Source organism: Pseudomonas sp. LS2P72, from assembly GCF_054897865.1.
Window position 1 is genome coordinate 4,198,746 of the sequence record NZ_CM142708.1, and the last position, 18,213, is coordinate 4,216,958.

An 18,213-nucleotide genomic window follows, 5' to 3' on the forward strand; every position below is an offset into this window, starting at 1 on the left:
CACATGCCCTTCCTCGCCCGCACCCATCCTCGCCTTTCCTCCGCCGCCACCCTCGGCGTCGCGGTGGGCATTCTGGCGCCGGCCGATTCGATCATCAGCAAAATCCTCTTCGGCTGGAACGCCGGGGTCTGGACTTACCTGGTCCTGATGTTCTGGCTCACCGCGCGCGCCAAAGCGCCGGATGTGAAACGCATTGCCGAAGTCGAAGACGAAAACGCCGGGCTGGTGCTGTTTGTTGTATGCATCGCTGCGATAGCGAGCCTGGCGACCATCGCCTTTGAACTGGCCGGCAGCAGAGAGCTGGAAACCACTCGTAAGCTGCTGCATTACGGTTTTACCGCGTTGACGGTGATCGGTTCATGGTTGCTGATCGGAGTGATTTTCAGTGTGCACTACGCCCGTCTGTTCTACACCTGGGGCGGCAAAGACCCCGCACTGCGTTTTGCTGAAGGTCTGACAACGCCCAATTACTGGGACTTCCTGTATTTCTCTTTCACCATCAGCGCGGCGGTCCAGACGTCCGATGTCGGCGTGGCGACTCGGGATTTGCGCAAGATTGTCCTGGCGCAGTCGCTGATCGGCTTTCTGTTCAACACGGCCATTCTCGGGTTCTCGATCAACATCGCGGCGGGACTGTTCAACTGATCCCTGCACAAACGTTCTAGTCATCGCCCTCGGCGCGGGCGTTAAATAAGTCGGCTATCCGTCTCACAGGTGCAGCATGACTTCTCACAACTGGATCGACCTGGCCCAGGACGCCGACACCGGCATCGAGACCCTGCGCGCGCATTTCGAAGGCCATGCCTACGACCCGCACTGGCATGACAGCTATCTGGTGGGCGTCACCGAACAAGGGGTTCAACAGTTTCACTGTCGGCGGGCGAAGCATCAAAGTACGCCGGGCAAGGTGTTTCTGCTCGAGCCGGGTGACATCCACGACGGCGACGCGCCAACCGAAGACGGTTTCACCTACCGCATGCTGTACCTCGACCCGCAGTGGCTGAAACGTGAACTCAGTGCAGTCTTCGAAAATGCTCCCGACAACAGTCAATTGAGTTTCGCCAACACCCTGGCCAGCGACTCGCGACTGGCCCACGCCACCAGCCTGGCGTTTCAAACCCTGCATCACGGTGAGCTGAAAATCGTCCGCCAGACCGCCCTCGACGGTTTGCTCGAACGCCTGACCAGTCACCTGCACTGGCGCGCCCGCTATGGCGAGGATCCGCGCCTGCCGCTGGTGGCGCAGAAAGCACGGGAGTACCTGCACGCCAACGCTCAATACGACATCGGCCTCGACCAACTGGCCGCCGTCACCGGAGTTGATCGCTTCCGCCTGACCCGCGCCTTCAAGGCCGCTTATGGCATGGCACCCCACGCCTACCTTGTGCAATTACGCCTGGCGACCGCCCGGCGAAGGCTGGCTCGTGGCGAGCAGCCGGCGACGGTGGCGATGGAACTGGGGTTTGCCGATCAGAGTCACCTGGGCCGCTGGTTTGTTCGGGCCTATGGCTTGACGCCGGCGCTGTATCGCAAGCGCTGCTCAAATCTTCCAGACGCATGACCCGGACTTTGTGAGGATCGGCTTCTGAGATCATTCACGGAGTCCGCTGCCATGTTGTCCACCTTTCCCACGCTGCTGCCATTTTTGCTGTTCGCTTTCGTCGCCTCCATTACGCCGGGGCCAACCAATATTTTGGTCCTGAGCAACAGCGCGAGGTACGGTTTCAAAGCCGCATTGCCGATTATTTTCGGAGCCTGCGCGAGTGCGGCATTGATTGTGTTGTTAGTAGGCAGCGGTGTTGGTCAGTCGCTTGCCGGACTGCCACGGGTGCAGTCGCTGATGAAATGGAGCGGGATCGTCTGGCTTAGCTATTTGGCCTGGCAAATTTTCCATACACCGGTCACGACCTTCGATGTTGATGAAGGACACAAGCAAAGGTTTGGATTATGGGCGGCCGCTGGCTTACAACTGGTCAACCCCAAGACCTGGATGATGGCATTTGCGGTGGTCGGTGTATTTGCCGGATCCGGCGATAATCGACAGTTTCAAACAGTCTGCCTGTCGCTGGCATTTTTCCTGGTCTCGCTCCCGTGTCTGGGTGTTTGGGCATTGCTGGGAAAGGGAGCAACCAGATGGTTTGGCTCGGCGAAAGCCATCCAGCGTTTCAATCAGGCAATGGCACTGCTGCTACTGGGTTCTGCCTGGCTCACGTTGGCTTGACGCACGGCGTCAGCACAACCGGTACAAAAATGCCCCGAAACATTCGGGGCATTTTGTGTTCAATGACCGCAAGACTCCCTCTATCAGAAGAAGTAACTCAGCCTCAAGCTACCGCTCCAATCCTGACTGACCGTTGTACCTTTGCTGCCACCCACCTGACCGGAAACCTGCCAGTTGCGTTGCGCCGGTGTCCACTTCAAGCCGGCGCCATATTCGATAGCGCTGCTGGCGCGATCATCATCGAAGCTCTCGTCGTTGATCCTGACCTCATTGGTTTTCACAAACTCATGATTGACCGCGGTGGACAGGCTCGGCTCTAGAAGGCTGCCGTTGTCGAGGGTGATGACACGCCCACCACGAACACCCACCTTGCCTTGAAAGGAACGCATGGTATCGGCTTTGACTTCGAGACCATTGTCGAGCGTGTAGCTCTCGCTTTGGATGACCCCCGTCGAGACCTGTACTTGAGGCTCGACAAAATAATCATCCTTGAGACGAATATGCTTGCCTACCGCCACGGAGCCGCTCGCGCCCAAGGCCTTGTAGTCACCCTTGGCCCGAGTGCCATCACTCATGGTGACCTTGGCCTTGTTATCGAACTGGTTGATCTTGGCCATGACATTGACGAACACACCGCTTTCAACATCAAACGTGCTGCCGTAAACACCGGCATTCAGGCTGTCGACAGTGGCGCTGGAGCCGTATTTGAGGTCCATTTTGGTATGGCTTGTTCCGACAAATCCGCCCAGCACCCAGGCACGCCCCCCGAGGTCGACCACCGTATCGGCACCACCCGTAATTCCGGTCTGATTCTGGGTGTAACCATCGCCATAAGCGTTATCTACGTTGTACTGGTTGCCATAAGTGCGAACCCAGACACTGTTGCTGAGGTTTTTCACCGAGCTGTCGTTCATCGAGCGCATCGACGCTTCCGGTCGGACACTCAGGCTCCGGTCCCCCAATTGGTCGCTGAGCATGGCCCCTTCAGCATTCAGCACACTGCGTGCACTCCCGGCCAGGGCCAACGCAGTATTACTTGAGGTACTGACCGTTTCCTTGTCTGGATTCAGGTACAAACCCTGACCCTCCTTGGCCAATCGGTACACAAACGCACCTGCGTCCACGGTTTCACGACCGCCCAGGGAGAAGCTCGCATCGCCAGCGGCGATACTACCGACCTTCACCGCTTCGGCCGTGACAGGTGTCGTACCGGTAGCGGTGATTTGCAGTTGATGTTGCCCGCTCGCGTTGCCGGTGACGTTCAGGAAATCGGTGTTACCGTTACCCAGATCGGTGCCCATCACAAATGTACCCTTGCCGGAAAGATCACCCACGTTCAGTTGCTGGAACTGCTCGTTGGTACCCATGCGAACCACGCCGTCATTCAGGGCAAGACGTTGCACGTTACTGTCGTCGGTCATCACCCACTGCGCTGCGTTGTTGATATTGAGGTTGCCGGAATTGTTGATGTGGCCGGTCAGTACCGAACCGTTGTCCAGCAGCACGCCGCCATTAGTATCCGTGTTGACGTCCCCGGTCATGCTGCTCGCATTGTTCAGCGACAGGCTGGCGACATTTTCGACATTGCCGTTGATCGCAGAACCGTTGTTCAGGTTGACCGTGGCACTAGTGCCTGCAACTGCCTGCACATTGCCGTTCAGTACGCTGCGGGAGTCAAGATTTACCCTCGTAACGTTTTGAAGATTCCCTTCGATGGACGCGGCGTTTTGCATCGACAGCGCGACGGTACTACCGGTGTCGACAATCACATTACCCTTCAAGGCACTGGAGTCGACGGTAAGGTTGGCCGTGGAGCGATTAGTCGCCTGTAACAGTGTGCCGTTGCCACCAATCAGTTCAGTGCTGCCGAGCACATTGATGTTGGCGACTGTGCCGGCGGCCCCGGAGGAGCCGAGCACAATCGCCGAGCCTGTACCGCCCGTCACGCGGGTGCTGTTGAGTGTAACGGTGCTGGCATTGACGCCCGTGTTATCGGTGACAATTTGCAGACCATCTTGCGCTCCGGCGATGGTGCTGCTCACGGCCGACAGCGTTGCGCCGCCCAACTGCACGCCGTAACTGGTGGCGCCCGTGCCACGAACCTCTGAGTTTGCGAGGTTCAGCACAGCGAAACCCACGACACTCGCGCCACCGATTACCCCCGTGATCACACTGTTACCGGTCACCGTCGCGCTGGAGGAGGCCGGCGTATTGATGTTTCGGCCTAGCAGCAGTCCGAAACTATTGGTACTGGTGATCGTTGAGTTATTGATGGTTGCGGAACTGTCGCTAAGTGAAAGAGCCCCCCTGCCGGTTGAGCTGTTGACAGTTGCACCCGACAAAGAAAGCCTGGAGTCATCACGAGCCTCGATTCGCTCACTCTGACCACCGTTGAAAATGAGGTTGGCGTTTTGCGAAGTAATCGACAGTGCGTTTGCGTTATTGATCGTCAGCGTCCCTCCCTGGGACACCGTCCATGCCTCCGGTGCCGGTGGATTGGTGACGGTCTCGCTCTCACCGGGAAGCAGTGTTCTGGCATGCACGGTGGGTGTACCGAGGACAATCGCAGCAAGCAAGTATCCAGTCGTTGCGTATTGGTTGAAACAAGAGGGTAGAGGCATTAGAACTCCGCACAGCGAACAAATCCGAAAGAGACTTTTCTGGCAAACAGAAAACCGCCTCAAAAACGTCCGACAGACTAATCAGCAATCTCTCAGCAAGATGTAGGAATAGTCCTCGGTTCAGTAGGATTTATCTGCAAACGTGAAAGGATATATAACTGCCAGTCGTCATAGACTAATTAATACACGGGAGAGAAAAATCTCTCCCGCGATATACTTCCCTTACGGCTCAACCATCATGAGGTTGGAACAGGAGTTCGGTCGCAGTACTCGGCACTTGAGGTGATTGTGTCCAGTTTTTTGATAATCGGAATCGAAGTTTGAACGCCCCCAATATTTGCCGTGTACCAATACTTGGCCCAAGCCGCGGCGTTCCGTATTGGTTGTGCAAGCTTGAAGATTGTTGCACTGCCCACACCTGCGACATCGGGCGTGCCGGGGGCCAGGATGGTATACGGCTGGGAATCCGCCGTATTCGGGATCAAGTTACTTCCCGCTTCATCGCTGTACGCTTCAAAGTGCACAGTGATAACGGTACCCTGCGGCAAATTGACTGCATCTTTGGGGATACCGATCGCCACCTTCCAGTCTGTCATCGCATTGTTCATTGCGAAGCAATCCATCTGATCCCTTAAAGGGTTGCGGATCCGGATAGTCGGCGCGAGCAAATCGATTCTCTTGCCGCTGACTAGTACAGTTTGTGGACTGGACTTGATGACGTTCTTGTCAATGCCCGTCTTCTGGCGTGTCCAGTAGGCAAGTACGCTCGGTGTCGGCAGCGCCGCGATGTCCGCAGCGGTGATGATATGACTAAACACTGTCATGTCACCGAATGGTGAAACGTCTCCTACATGTTTGTCGTTCAGGTAGAACTTGGCCGTTTCAGTCGAACTAAGCGGCGGATCTGTAAGATTCAACGTCACTTCGATTTTTCCCGGTTTGTCGCGATCTCCCGGTTGTAAGTCATTCGGTGTAGTGGAGGCACCGGTGACTACAGGCAAGGCAAAGGCCGGGTTTACATCGCCAGGCAACTCCGGAAACACCCCTCCAGACGGGTACAAATCCGCCCAGAAGAATAATTCTGGCGATGGAACGGCATTGGCTCCCCGAACAACCTCAGACCATATTTTGAACTCCATGGCTTCTTCATACGTTCCAAAGAGATCTTCAAAGAAGCCCTTATAGTCAAGTGTAAAAGGTACATCCACGTTAGTGATAGGGACAGGACCGAGCTCTTTGAAATTCGTAGGGTCCGTAGCATCTTCGACGTATATCTTTACCTGATCGCCTGGTTCCAGGTTATCAATGAATGCGCGTTCGACGATCGCCTGTATGCTGCCTGTTGCAAGAAAGTTATCCAGATAAATCGTGGTGGTGGCATTGGGGTCAGTCGCCGGCACCAGCGGTGCTCTACGCAAAACAGGATCCAACGCAAGACCTAGCGTCAGGAGGGGTGCGGGAGTGGAACTTGCGCTTAGGTTGCCAACATGGTCTTTCCAGAAAAAATGCGCCATGACCCGGCCGTTCTGGAGTTTGCGCAGTTCAGTGTTGGGAACCGAAACTGTACCGCCAACCGGAACCGTGCCTTTAAACGCCACGATATTCACACCACCCGAAACCAGATGGAGCTCCAGCTCATCATCGTTACGCCGATTCGGATAAGCGGCGCCAAACACCAGCTCCGCGTTCGCATTCTCGGCCAACTGCATCCAGGCTTCGTTGACGGTCCTTTGCGGATCGATCGGTGCATTGGTGAAAGTGGGCACGGGCGTTGGTGGGTTCAGTCTTTTCGCCGGAAACTTGACCCCGAATGGCGGGTTTTCGTCAATGACGAGCCTAATCTCATTCGAAGGGTCGTCGGTACCGCCACCGCCCTTGTAGACTACGACTTTCACTGTATACGCAGTAGGACCAGCAGGCTGAGGCAAGTCCGGAAAAAGTGCTTTGTCCAGTTCAATCGGGAAAGGGTCGGGACGACCGGCGACCGTGCCAAGCGTCTGGTAACCTATTTGCTTAAGCGGTTGCCCCACCACGGCAGCCCAAATATCACAATCATCACCGTCTTGAGGCTCTGCAAAGGCAGCCAACTTGATAATGACTTTCCCGGTGTCCAGTTGACTTTTGGGAATGAATTCGTCAGTTATCGTATCCACCGAAATTTGTGTTGCATAAATACCATTAATACTCGCACCAAACTGCGGCGGGTTAGCTCTGGCTTTAAATGTCACCTTTTCTTGAACAGTCATCGCTCTTTCTCCTTGATTAAGCCCGGACGGGCCACTTTCACCAGGTGTTACTTGGTCGATTTTCACAAGCGCCTTACTTGACTCAGCAATAAGTCGGCCACCGCGAAGCAATTGGCAGACAACAACTGCCGAATCATTATCGAACAACGAAACTATGTGTGGCAGATATGGCACAACACGATCAAATCCATTTGTTATATCGGCAGCAGAGAGAGGCTTATCCCAAACACCATAGGTACCAGGCACCTCCGACCCACTACCGTTCAAGGTTGAGTATCCTCGCCAGTGAATTCTTGCTATATCCCCACCCACGGCGATGTTTATAAAAGGAGGAATTCGAACGGTAGCGCCACTTGTCAAAGGAGGTTTTGTCAAGTTATTCAGATAACCCCACAATGTGGCGTGTGGAAAGTTTGGCTCCGGCAACTTCATTAATGGCGTGTGATCAATAGTCAGCTGTCTTTTCGGAGAAGGGTCATCATTACCACCCGACCCTTTCCAGATTTTGTAATACAGGAACACGACGCCATCCGTTGCCAAGTGTGACGGCGTCAAAGCGAAATATAAAAAAGGTACGGTCAGCGGATCTGGATAAGTTATGTCGTAAAGGGTCGTTTCAATATCGTTACGGACCATAATTATCAATAGCTGATCTTTTTCCTCCGGTTGACTCCAGTAAGGAATGACGAGGCGTGTGCCGTTGATGAGAATGTCGCCGGGCACATGACCTTGCGTATCACTGTCAGCGATACCCTCTACTGAAAGCGGCAATGCCAGCGGGCCTATGGCTCCCTTAGACAGGTAATTAAAAGGCATTGAAGTCATTTTTCTATCACCGCCCAATACAAAAAAATCGATAGATTTATATTTGTTTGTTCCTGTTCAGTGAAGAAATTAGGCGCTTGTACGTTGAATTTTCCTACTGTCAAATCTGACAGGTATTGCTACCGTCTGTCGGATACGTCGATCTTCCATCCTGCAGTCCGAAACATCTTCACTTGACGCAAACAAACAAACTGGTGTTTCCTGAAACCGGTTTCAGACAATAAGAAGATGACCCGTGAACGACTTTTCCGCCGCCCAGCGCAGCCGCGTGACCATGCTCGACGTCGCCGAACACGCCAAGGTCTCCAAGGCCAGCGTCTCGCGCTTCATCGGCGACGACCGCGCCCTGCTCTCCGATGCCATTGCCCTGCGCATCGAGCAGGCGATTGCCGAACTCGGCTATCGCCCCAACCAGATGGCCCGCGGCCTGAAGCGTGGGCGAACCCGCCTGATCGGCATGCTGGTGGCCGATATCCGTAACCCTTATTCGATTGCCGTGATGCACGGGGTGGAAACCGCCTGCCGTCAGCACGGCTACAGCCTGGTGGTGTGCAACACCGACCGCGATGACGAGCAGGAACGCCAGCACCTGGCCCTGCTGCGCTCCTACAACATCGAAGGCTTGATCGTGAACACCCTCGGCCATCACCGCGACGAGTTGCGCGAGCTGCATCGGGAAATGCCGCTGGTGCTGGTGGATCGCAAGGTCGAGCAGCTCGAGAGCGATCTGGTCGGGCTGGACAATCCTGCCGCCGTTGAAATGGCCCTCACCCATTTGCAAGAACGCGGCTATCGCGATGTGCTGCTGGTCACTGAACCCTATGACGGCACCAGTTCGCGGATCGAACGGGTCAGCAGTTTCAAGGCGCAGATCGAGCAACGCCCGACCCTGCGCGGCACCCTGATCGAAACCGGCAGTGAACTCACCGTCAAACTGAAAACCTTCCTTGAAACGCCCGGCCCCGGCCCGAAAGCGCTGTTCTGCGCCAATGGAATCGCCGCGCTGGCCAGCACCCATTCGTTGCGTGAGTTGAAGTGCAACCTGTTCGAGGACGTCGGCCTGATCGCCCTCGATGATCTGGATTGGTACCCACTGGTGGGCAGCGGCATCACCGCCCTCGCCCAACCGACGGCCGAGATTGGCGCCAGCGCGTTCGAGTGTTTGCTCAAGCGTTTGCGCGGCGATGATGGGCCAGTGCGGACCCTGGATTTTTCGGCAAAGTTGATTGTGCGTGGGTCGACTCTTGGAAATTTGCGGTGAATGTTATGGCCCCTTCGCGAGCAGGCTCGCTCCCACACTGGATTTGTGAGCGCCGTAGGTCCCCTGTGGGAGCGAGCCTGCTCGCGAAGAGGCCCTAAAGGTCACCAATCTATTTTTTTTGAACAAAAATGAAACCGGTTTCAGAGGTATACAACAATGAATAAACCACCCGTTTCCATCAGCCTGTCGAGCTACGGCGCCGACCTTGTTCGCCAACGCGGACAGGGCAGCTTCATCGACGTGTTGGCCGCCGCCGGCGCCACGCACATCGAATGGCGCGAAGAACTGCTGGCCGTCGAAGACCCCGCGCAACTGGCCGACGCCACTCACGCCCAAGGCCTCGAAAGCGTGTATTCCTCGCCGATGGAGTTGTGGCTGGCCGGCCAGTCCAAACCCAATCCCGAACTGATCTCTGCGCTGCAGCGTGCCCAGGCATTCGGTGCCAAATGGCTGAAAGTGTCCCTGGGTTATTTCACCGACAACAGCGACCTCCAGGTCTTGTCCCGCGTACTGGGCAAAAGCGCCGTGCAGTTGCTGGTGGAAAACGATCAAACCCTGCACGGCGGCCGGATCGAACCTTTCCAGCGTTTTTTTACAGAAATCGAACAACACAATCTGCCGGTCAAAATGACCTTCGATATCGGCAATTGGCATTGGCAAGACCAGTCCGCCGCCAGCGCAGCGCGGTTGCTCGGTCGTTACGTCGGCTATGTGCACTGCAAAGCCGTGACACGCCGGGCCGACGGCAAACTGGTCGCCATACCGCCGGCCGCCAGTGACCTGCATCTGTGGGAACAACTGCTGCGGCACATGGCCCAAGGCGTGATGCGGGCGGCGGAATATCCGCTGCAAGGCGACGACCTGGTGCAGTTGACCACCGAGCATGTCGCTGCCCTCGCCCGCCTCGGCCAACCCCGGTTGGAGAGCGCTCATGTCTGAGATCGATATTCTGTCGTTCGGCGAAACCATGGCAATGTTCGTCGCCGAGCAGAGTGGTGATCTGGCGGACGTAGGCCGATTTCACAAACGCATTGCCGGAGCCGACAGCAATGTCGCCATTGGCTTGTCGCGGCTGGGTTTCAACGTCACTTGGCTGAGCCGAGTCGGCGCCGATTCGCTAGGCCGGTTCGTCATCGACACCCTTGAAAAAGAAGGTCTGGATTGCCGCAACGTTGCCATCGACACCGCGCACCCCACCGGTTTTCAACTCAAGTCGCGCACTGACGATGGCAGCGATCCGGTGGTCGAGTATTTCCGCCGTGGGTCGGCGGCGAGTCATCTGTCGCGGCAGTCGATCGCGCCTGAGTTGCTGAACGCCCGGCACTTGCACGCCACCGGTATTCCGCCGGCGCTGTCCGAAACGGCGCGGGAAATGTCTTTCGAGTTGATGACTCGCATGCGCGATGCCGGGCGCAGCGTGTCCTTCGACCCGAACCTGCGCCCGAGCCTGTGGGCCAGCGAGCAACAGATGATTACCGAGATCAACCGCCTCGCCGCCCTCGCCCATTGGGTGCTGCCGGGGTTGAGCGAAGGCCGCTTGCTGACCGGTTTCGAAGACCCGGCCGACATCGCTGCTTTTTACCTCGACCAAGGCGCTGAAGCCGTGGCGATCAAACTGGGCCCGCACGGTGCGTATTACCGCACCCATCTGGACCAAGGTTTCGTGGCGGGCGTGCCGGTGGAAACGGTGGTCGACACCGTCGGTGCCGGCGATGGTTTTGCCGTCGGCATGATCAGCGCCCTGCTGGAAAACCACAGCTTTGCCGACGCCGTGAAGCGCGCCAACTGGATTGGCAGCCGCGCGGTGCAGAGCCGTGGGGATATGGAGGGGTTGCCCAATCGATCCGAAATGTTCGCCGAATTTGAGGCCGCCAATCGCCAGCAAGCTGTGCTCCTACAGGATTAGCGCATCCCTGTAGGTGCAAGGCTTGCCCGCGATGACGCCCGCACAGTCACTGAAGATTTAACCCGTTACCTGCTGCGACAAAAACAACAAGCTCAGGAGCACCACTATGAAAACCGCAACACTCGCCGCCCGCCGTTGGTGGTACATCATGCCCATCGTGTTCATCACCTACAGCCTGGCGTATCTGGACCGCGCCAACTATGGGTTCGCCGCCGCCTCCGGGATGGCCGCCGACCTGATGATCACGCCGGGCCTGTCGTCGATGCTCGGCGCGCTGTTCTTCCTCGGCTACTTTTTCTTCCAGGTGCCGGGCGCGATCTACGCCCAGAAGCACAGCGTGAAAAAGCTGATTTTCGTCAGCCTGATTCTCTGGGGTGGCCTGGCCACGCTGACCGGGATCGTCTCCAACGCCTACTGGCTGATCGTGATTCGCTTCATGCTCGGCGTGGTCGAAGCCGCGGTGATGCCGGCGATGCTGATTTATCTGTGCCACTGGTTCACCCGTGCCGAACGCTCGCGCGCCAACACCTTCCTGATCCTCGGCAACCCGGTGACCATGCTCTGGATGTCGGTGGTCTCGGGGTATCTGGTGCAGCACTACAGCTGGCGCTGGATGTTCATCATCGAAGGTTTGCCGGCGGTGCTCTGGGCGTTTATCTGGTGGCGTCTGGCCGATGACCGTCCCGCCCAGGCCAAGTGGCTGAGCGACCAGGAAAAGCACGATCTGGAAAGCGCCCTGGCTGCCGAACAGGTCGGCATCAAAGCGGTGAAGAACTACGCCGAAGCCTTCCGTTCGCCCAAGGTAATCATCCTGGCCTTGCAGTTTTTCTGCTGGAGCATTGGCGTTTACGGCTTCGTGCTGTGGCTGCCGTCGATCCTCAAGGCCGGTGCGCAAATGGACATGATTGAAGCCGGCTGGCTCTCCTCGCTGCCGTATCTGGCCGCGGTGATTGGCATGCTGCTGGTGTCCTGGGGCTCGGACAAAATGCAGAAGCGCAAACGCTTTGTCTGGCCACCGCTGCTGATCGCCTCGATTGCTTTCTATGGCTCCTACGCCTTGGGCGCTGAACACTTCTGGTGGTCGTACACCTTGCTGGTGATCGCCGGCGCCTGCATGTACGCGCCTTACGGTCCGTTCTTCGCGATCATTCCGGAAATCCTTCCGGCCAACGTGGCGGGGGGCGCCATGGCGCTGATCAACAGCATGGGCGCGCTCGGTTCGTTTGGCGGTTCGTATCTGGTCGGTTACTTGAACAGCTCCACCGGCTCGCCGGGTGCGTCCTATCTGTTGATGAGCGGAGCGTTGATGCTCTCGGTGGTGCTGACGATTTTCCTCAAGCCCGGCGCCAGTGACCGGGTCGTGGCCAAGGCCGTTGTGCAACGGTCGACGGCTGCTCATTCCTGAATTGAAATTGAGATGATGACGATGAAAAAGCAGGTTGTGCTGTACAAGAAACTCTCGCCGCTGCTGATGGCTCGCCTGCACGAGCAGACCGAGGTGACGCTGATCGACAACCTCAATGCCGACGGCCTGGCAACGCTGCGCGAGGCCCTGCCCCGTGTTCACGGGTTGCTCGGTGCGAGTCTTAAACTGGATGCCGGATTGTTGGATCTGGCACCTGACCTGGAGGCCATCGCCAGCGTGTCCGTGGGGGTCGACAACTACGACATCGACTACCTGACCGAGCGACGGATCCTGCTCAGCAACACCCCGGACGTGCTCACCGAAACCACCGCCGACACCGGTTTCGCGCTGATTCTGGCGACCGCCCGGCGCGTGGTGGAACTGGCAAACATGGTTCGCGCCGGCCAGTGGAACCGCAACATCGGCCCGGCGCAGTTCGGTAGCGATGTACACGGTAAAACCCTGGGCATCATTGGCATGGGGCGGATCGGTGAGGCCCTGGCCCAGCGTGGGCATTTCGGTTTTGGCATGCCGGTTATCTATCACAGCCACTCACCGAAACCGGCAGTCGAGCAGCGGTTCAACGCACAATACCGCAGCCTGCCGGCGCTGTTGCAGCAGGCGGATTTCGTTTGCCTGACATTGCCGCTGACGGCTGAAACCGAAGGACTGATCGGGGCCGATCAATTTGCCCTGATGCGCCCCGAAACCATCTTCATCAATATTTCACGGGGCAAGGTGGTGGACGAGGCGGCGCTGATTCAGGCCTTGCGTGACGGGCAGATTCGCGCTGCGGGGCTGGATGTGTTCGAACGCGAGCCGCTGAACACCGACTCGCCGCTGTTGCAGCTGAACAACGTGGTGGCGACGCCGCACATTGGCTCGGCGACGCATGAAACGCGGGAGGCGATGGCCACGTGTGCGGTGGACAATCTGCTGGCGGCGCTGGCGGGTGAGCGGCCGAAAAATCTGGTGAATGTCGGGGCGTGGAAAGGCTGAGGAATTCGGCGCCTGTCAGGCAGCCATCGCGAGCAGGCTCGCTCCCACATCTGGAATGCGTTCTCCTGTGGGAGCGAGCCTGCTCGCGATGAGGCCATCAAAGCCAGGATCAATCTTCAGGCTCGACGAGCTTCCAGAAGGTCCGCCGCACACAACGCAATCCGCTGGCACGCATCCGCCAGTTTCAGCTGATCCACCACCAACCCCAATCGAATATGCCCCGCCGCACTCGGCCCGAACGCTTCACCGGCCAGCACCGACACGCCATAACCCTCCAGCAATCGCTCGGCAAAACCCTGGGCGCCAAGCCCGGTCTGGCGCACATCGATCATCACGAACATCCCGCCATCAGGCCGGATCGGCCGAATGCCCGGGCAATCATTCAGGCTCGCGCACACCAGGTCGCGACGCTGGCGATACTCCTCGCGCATCAACGCCACTTCCGGCAGGTCCTCATCCAGCGCCAATTGCGCGGCGTTCTGAATGAAATCCGGAATGCCAAACAGCATGCATAACGACAGATGCACCAAGTGTTCGGCCAAGGGTTTCGGCCCGATCACCCAGCCCACGCGCCAACCACTCATGGCGTGGGATTTGGACAGGCTATTGATGGTCGCGGTGCGCTCGGCCATGCCCGGCAGACTGGCCGGGCTGATGTGTTCGCCTTCATACAACAGATCGCTGTAGACCTCATCGCTGATCAGCCACAGGTCGTGACGAACACACAGCGATGCCAGTTCCTGCCAGACCATCAGCGGCAAACTGGCGCCGGAAGGATTGTTCGGACTGTTTAGCAAAATGGCGCGGGTCTTGGGTGTGATCAGCGCCGCGACATCCGCCGGATCGACCCGAAAGCCGTTCTCCGGGCGCACCGCCACCGGCACCACTTTGGCCGCGCAGGCACCGAACACGCCCTCATACGTCACGTACATCGGTTCGGCGACGATCACTTCATCGCCCGGGTCGAGCAGGCACTGCGCGACCGAATACACCGCACACTGAGCACCCGGCAGCACGATCACATGATCGGCATCCACCGCTTGACCACTGCGACGTCGATGACGGTTGGCAATGCTATCGCGCAACCCCCGACTGCCACGTACTGACGGGTAGTGGGTGTCACCGGCCAACAAGCTATCGATGCACGCCTGAACGATGGGCTGCGGCGTATCGAAGTCGGGATCGCCGATCGATAGCAACAGCACATCAACGCCTTGCTCAAGTAGTTCCAGTGCTCGGTCATGAATCTGCCAGGCCGCAGCGCCGTCACCGGCGATTCGTTTGGTCAAGGCTGAATAGCGCATGTAATTCTCCAGTCGCGCGGGTTCCAAGCCACAACCCTATCTCAAATCACGAAACGCGCCACCATGGCATTTAAATCCACGGCCAGGCGCGACAGTTCGTGCGTCGCGGCGCTGGTCTGGTTGGCACCAGCGGCGGACTGGGTGGCCAGGTCGCGGATGTTCACCAGGTTGCGGTCGACTTCGCGGGATACCTGGGCCTGTTCTTCGGACGCGCTGGCGATCACCAGGTTGCGCTCGTTGATCAATTGGATCGACTGCGTGATCTGCTCCAGCGCAACGCCGGCGGCGCGGGCCATTTCCAGAGTGCTTTGGGTGCGTTGATTGCTCTGTTGCATCGACGCGACCGCTTGGCCGGTGCCGTTCTGGATGCCGGCGACCATTTTTTCGATTTCCTGGGTCGATTGCGCGGTGCGATGGGCCAGCGCCCGAACCTCGTCGGCCACCACCGCAAAACCACGCCCGGCTTCACCGGCACGGGCGGCTTCGATCGCGGCGTTCAGCGCCAGCAGGTTGGTTTGCTCGGCGATGGCGCGGATCACGTCGAGCACCTTGCCGATGTCGCGCCCCTGAGCGGCCAGGCCTTCGATCATCACCGAGGTGTTTTGCACATCGTGGGTCATGGTCTGGATCGCGCCGACAGTTTCCACCACCCGGTCACGACCTTCGCGGGCGGCCTGGGTCGACTGGTTCGAGGCCTCGGACGTCGACACCGCGTTGCGCGCCACTTCTTCCACGGCGGCGGTCATTTCGTTGACCGCGGTGGCGGCCTGTTCGATTTCGTTGGTCTGCTGTTGCAGACCGCGGGACGCTTCTTGGGTGACGGTGCTGAGTTCTTCAGCGGCGGCACCCAGTTGGGTGGCGGAACCGGCGATCTGTTCGATGGTTTTGCGCAGGCTGGCCTGCATCGCGGACAAGGCACCGAGCAAACGGGCCGGTTCGTCTTTGCCGTCGACCTCGATGACGTTGGTCAGGTTGCCGCCCGCAATGGTTTGCGCCGCCTGCAAAGCACGGTTCAGCGGTGTGACGATGCTGCGGGTCAGCAGCCAGGCCAGCAGCACGGTCATCAGCGCCGCAATCACCGCCACGGCGATGATGCCGGTAATCGCGCTGCGGTACTGCTCGCCCGCTGCGGCCGAGGCGGTTTTCGCATCGGCATTATTCATCGCCACCAGTTTGTTCAATTGCTCGCCCATCTGGTCCGTACCGTCCTTGATCCGGGTGTTGATCAGCGTGCGCATCTCATCGAGCCTGTTCTGCCGCGACAGCTCCAGCATCTGGTTCTGGGCTTGCATGTAGCTGTCCAGCGTGGCCGTGAAGGTCTTGTACAGCGCGGCTTCTTCCGGGGTGGCCGACAACGCGGCATAACTGGATTGTGCGCTGCGAACCTTGTCGACCAGCACGCCGATCCGTGTCTGGGCTTCCTGCAAGGCGTTCGGATCACGGTTGACCAACACCCGGAACGAGAGAATGCGCAGACGCAAAACGTTTTCCGTCAGGTTGCCGAGAAACCCGACGCTGGGCAGCTGCGTGGTTTCCATTTCGATGGAGGCTTGGTGGATGCTCGTCATGCGGTTCACGGCAAACACACCCAGCACGATGACGAGCAAGGCAATGAAAGCAAAACCGAGGAAGGCTCGAGGCGCGATATTCAGATTACGCAGTGACATAGGATGATTCTCGGGTGATGGAGCTACGAGCATCCTTGCGTGATCGCTGAAGGGCGGGCGGTGGCGCACGCGCGTTCAGTTTGGCGCCACTGTTGGAATAGGTTTGTGTGGGCCTGATATCTGTATCGGCTGGAGTTGAGAATTTTTGCGGGGCGTTGAGAAATATATTTCAAGTTTGGAACCGCCCTCACCCTAACCCTCTCCCGGAGGGAGAGGGAACTGACCGAGGTGTTTTTTCGAAGTACATCGACCTGAAAGTTTTGAGCCGAACTCAAGTTTTGAAAAGCACGAAGATCGGCCCCCTTTCCCCCTCTCCCCTTTGGGGAGAGGGCTGGGGTGAGGAGGGTGTCCTAGATTTTGTGTAAACGGGATTTTTATTAAACCGTTAACAGCCGATCTTCGAACTGGATACTGAAGCGATTCAAGGCCGCTTTCCAGTCCCGGATCGGCATCGTCCACTTCTTGCTGATGTTGTTCAGCGCCAGATAAAACAGTTTCATCACCGCGTCATCGGTCGGAAATGAGGCGCGCGTTTTGATCACTTTGCGCAGGCTCATGTTGATCGATTCGATGGCATTGGTGGTGTAAATCACCTTGCGAATTTCGGCTGGATAGTCAAAAAACGGGATCACCCGAGCCCAGTTTCGCCGCCATGACAGGCTGATCGACTGGTACTCGGCATCCCATTTGGCTTCAAATTCGCAGAGTCGTTGTTCGGCCAATTCGGCGGTTGCCGAGGTGTAAATCAGTTTGAGATCAGCCGCCACCTCTCGCTGCTTTTTCCACGACACGAAGTTCAAGCTGTTGCGCACCATGTGCACGATGCGCAGCTGAACGACGGCTTTTGGGTAGACGGCTTCAATGGCTTCAGGGAAACCTTTGAGACCGTCCACGCAGGCGATGAAGATGTCCTGCACGCCCCGATTCTTGAGTTCGGTCACCACTTGCAGCCAGAACTTCGCGCCTTCGGTTTGAGCGATCCACAGACCCAGCACTTCCTTGTGACCGGCCATATTGACGCCGATAGCCAGGTAAACCGCCTTGTTGCGCACGGCGCCAGCGTCACGCACTTTGACGTGAATGCAGTCCAGATAGAGGATCGGGTACAGCGCGTCCAGTGGTCTGGCTTGCCACAGCTTGACCTCGTCACTCACCGCGTCGGTAATCGCCGAGATCAGGCTGGGAGAGACCTCTGTGCCGTACATTTCCTGTAAGTGAGCCTGGATTTCTCTGACACTCAAACCGCGAGCGTAGAGAGAGATGACTTTGTCATCGAAGCCCGTCCAGCGGGTTTGATGCTTGGCCACCAACTGCGGCTCGAAGGACGCCTGCCGGTCGCGAGGGATGTCGAGCGGCAGTTCGCCGAAGTCGCCCTTCAGGGTTTTACCGCTGTGACCGTTGCGCGCATTGGCGGCGGTGTTGGTGATCGCTGCGCTTTTGTCGTGCCCCAAGTGTTCGGTCATCTCGGTTTCAAGGGCCCGCTCCACCAGCATCTTGGTGAGCTGTTTGAGCAGGCCGTTTTCGCCGATCAGATCTTCGGGCTTTTTGTAGTTGGCCAGCAGACTGTCGGCCAGTTTAACCAGTTCAGGATCAGGCTTGACTCGTTTGGCGCGCTTGGGTTTTGGCTCGGTCATTGGATTTCCTTGGGGTAGGCAGTCTCCTGCCAAATGACCGTTTACACAAAACTAATTACACCCTCGCGGGAATAGACACGGCAGACACGCTCGTTGATATCAAGACGTTCACTTAACATGCAAA

13 protein-coding genes are annotated in these 18,213 nt (G+C 57.8%); 8 read left to right on the top strand and 5 right to left on the bottom strand.

Annotated elements, in window-relative coordinates:
* Nucleotides 1–3 precede the first annotated feature (3 nt).
* The 3 genes from ACYZUA_RS19100 (at nt 4) to ACYZUA_RS19110 (ending at nt 2,221) form a co-directional block, all read left to right on the top strand.
* Nucleotides 4–645 (top strand): DUF1345 domain-containing protein, encoded by a 642-nt coding sequence (locus tag ACYZUA_RS19100; RefSeq protein WP_461960136.1) that lies wholly within the window; start codon nt 4–6, stop codon nt 643–645.
* A 76-nt stretch (nt 646–721) separates the two neighbouring features.
* The gene (locus ACYZUA_RS19105) at nt 722–1,561 is read left to right on the top strand and encodes an AraC family ligand binding domain-containing protein (RefSeq protein ID WP_461960137.1); all 840 of its coding nucleotides are present in this window, start codon (nt 722–724) and stop codon (nt 1,559–1,561) included.
* A 51-nt stretch (nt 1,562–1,612) separates the two neighbouring features.
* Nucleotides 1,613–2,221 carry a LysE family translocator gene (locus tag ACYZUA_RS19110; RefSeq protein ID WP_461960138.1) on the top strand — a complete coding sequence of 203 codons (609 nt, stop codon included), beginning with the start codon at nt 1,613–1,615 and terminating at the stop codon, nt 2,219–2,221.
* 83 nt (nt 2,222–2,304) lie between these two features.
* Here the strand turns inward: ACYZUA_RS19110 and ACYZUA_RS19115 are convergent, their stop codons facing one another.
* Together ACYZUA_RS19115 and ACYZUA_RS19120 are read right to left on the bottom strand one after the other, a co-directional pair.
* Nucleotides 2,305–4,842 carry an autotransporter outer membrane beta-barrel domain-containing protein gene (locus ACYZUA_RS19115; RefSeq protein WP_461960139.1) on the bottom strand — a complete coding sequence of 846 codons (2,538 nt, stop codon included), beginning with the start codon at nt 4,840–4,842 and terminating at the stop codon, nt 2,305–2,307.
* A 236-nt stretch (nt 4,843–5,078) separates the two neighbouring features.
* On the bottom strand, nt 5,079–7,913 hold the full coding sequence (locus ACYZUA_RS19120) for a hypothetical protein (RefSeq protein ID WP_461960140.1): 2,835 nt from the start codon (nt 7,911–7,913) through the stop codon (nt 5,079–5,081).
* 235 nt (nt 7,914–8,148) lie between these two features.
* On the opposite strand from ACYZUA_RS19120, the gene ACYZUA_RS19125 reads away from it, so the two are divergent.
* The 5 genes from ACYZUA_RS19125 to ACYZUA_RS19145 all read left to right on the top strand — a co-directional run bounded on the left by ACYZUA_RS19125 (nt 8,149) and on the right by ACYZUA_RS19145 (nt 13,484).
* Entirely contained in the window at nt 8,149–9,174 is a 1,026-nt protein-coding gene (locus tag ACYZUA_RS19125) for a LacI family DNA-binding transcriptional regulator (protein WP_461960141.1), read from the top strand.
* A 156-nt stretch (nt 9,175–9,330) separates the two neighbouring features.
* Nucleotides 9,331–10,113, top strand: coding sequence for a sugar phosphate isomerase/epimerase family protein (locus ACYZUA_RS19130; RefSeq protein ID WP_461960142.1), 783 nt, complete (start codon nt 9,331–9,333; stop codon nt 10,111–10,113).
* Nucleotides 10,106–11,080 carry a sugar kinase gene (locus tag ACYZUA_RS19135; RefSeq protein WP_461960143.1) on the top strand — a complete coding sequence of 325 codons (975 nt, stop codon included), beginning with the start codon at nt 10,106–10,108 and terminating at the stop codon, nt 11,078–11,080. The genes ACYZUA_RS19130 and ACYZUA_RS19135 overlap by 8 nt, the downstream gene beginning before the upstream one ends.
* A 106-nt stretch (nt 11,081–11,186) precedes the next feature.
* Complete coding sequence (locus ACYZUA_RS19140; protein ID WP_461960144.1) at nt 11,187–12,485, top strand: MFS transporter; 1,299 nt, start codon at nt 11,187–11,189, stop codon at nt 12,483–12,485.
* Between the two features lie 21 nt (nt 12,486–12,506).
* Nucleotides 12,507–13,484, top strand: a complete 978-nt coding sequence (locus tag ACYZUA_RS19145) for an NAD(P)-dependent oxidoreductase (RefSeq protein WP_461960145.1) — start codon at nt 12,507–12,509, stop codon at nt 13,482–13,484.
* A gap of 116 nt (nt 13,485–13,600) precedes the next feature.
* Here ACYZUA_RS19145 and ACYZUA_RS19150 read toward each other — a convergent pair whose 3' ends face one another.
* The 3 genes from ACYZUA_RS19150 to ACYZUA_RS19160 all read right to left on the bottom strand — a co-directional run bounded on the left by ACYZUA_RS19150 (nt 13,601) and on the right by ACYZUA_RS19160 (nt 18,089).
* Entirely contained in the window at nt 13,601–14,788 is a 1,188-nt protein-coding gene (locus tag ACYZUA_RS19150) for a pyridoxal phosphate-dependent aminotransferase (RefSeq protein ID WP_461960146.1), read from the bottom strand.
* Nucleotides 14,789–14,829: 41 nt separating this feature from the next.
* Nucleotides 14,830–16,455, bottom strand: coding sequence for a methyl-accepting chemotaxis protein (locus ACYZUA_RS19155; protein WP_461960147.1), 1,626 nt, complete (start codon nt 16,453–16,455; stop codon nt 14,830–14,832).
* Nucleotides 16,456–16,832: 377 nt separating this feature from the next.
* A complete protein-coding gene (locus ACYZUA_RS19160) occupies nt 16,833–18,089 on the bottom strand; it encodes an IS256 family transposase (RefSeq protein WP_461960148.1) in 1,257 nt (418 codons plus the stop codon).
* Nucleotides 18,090–18,213 lie beyond the last annotated feature (124 nt).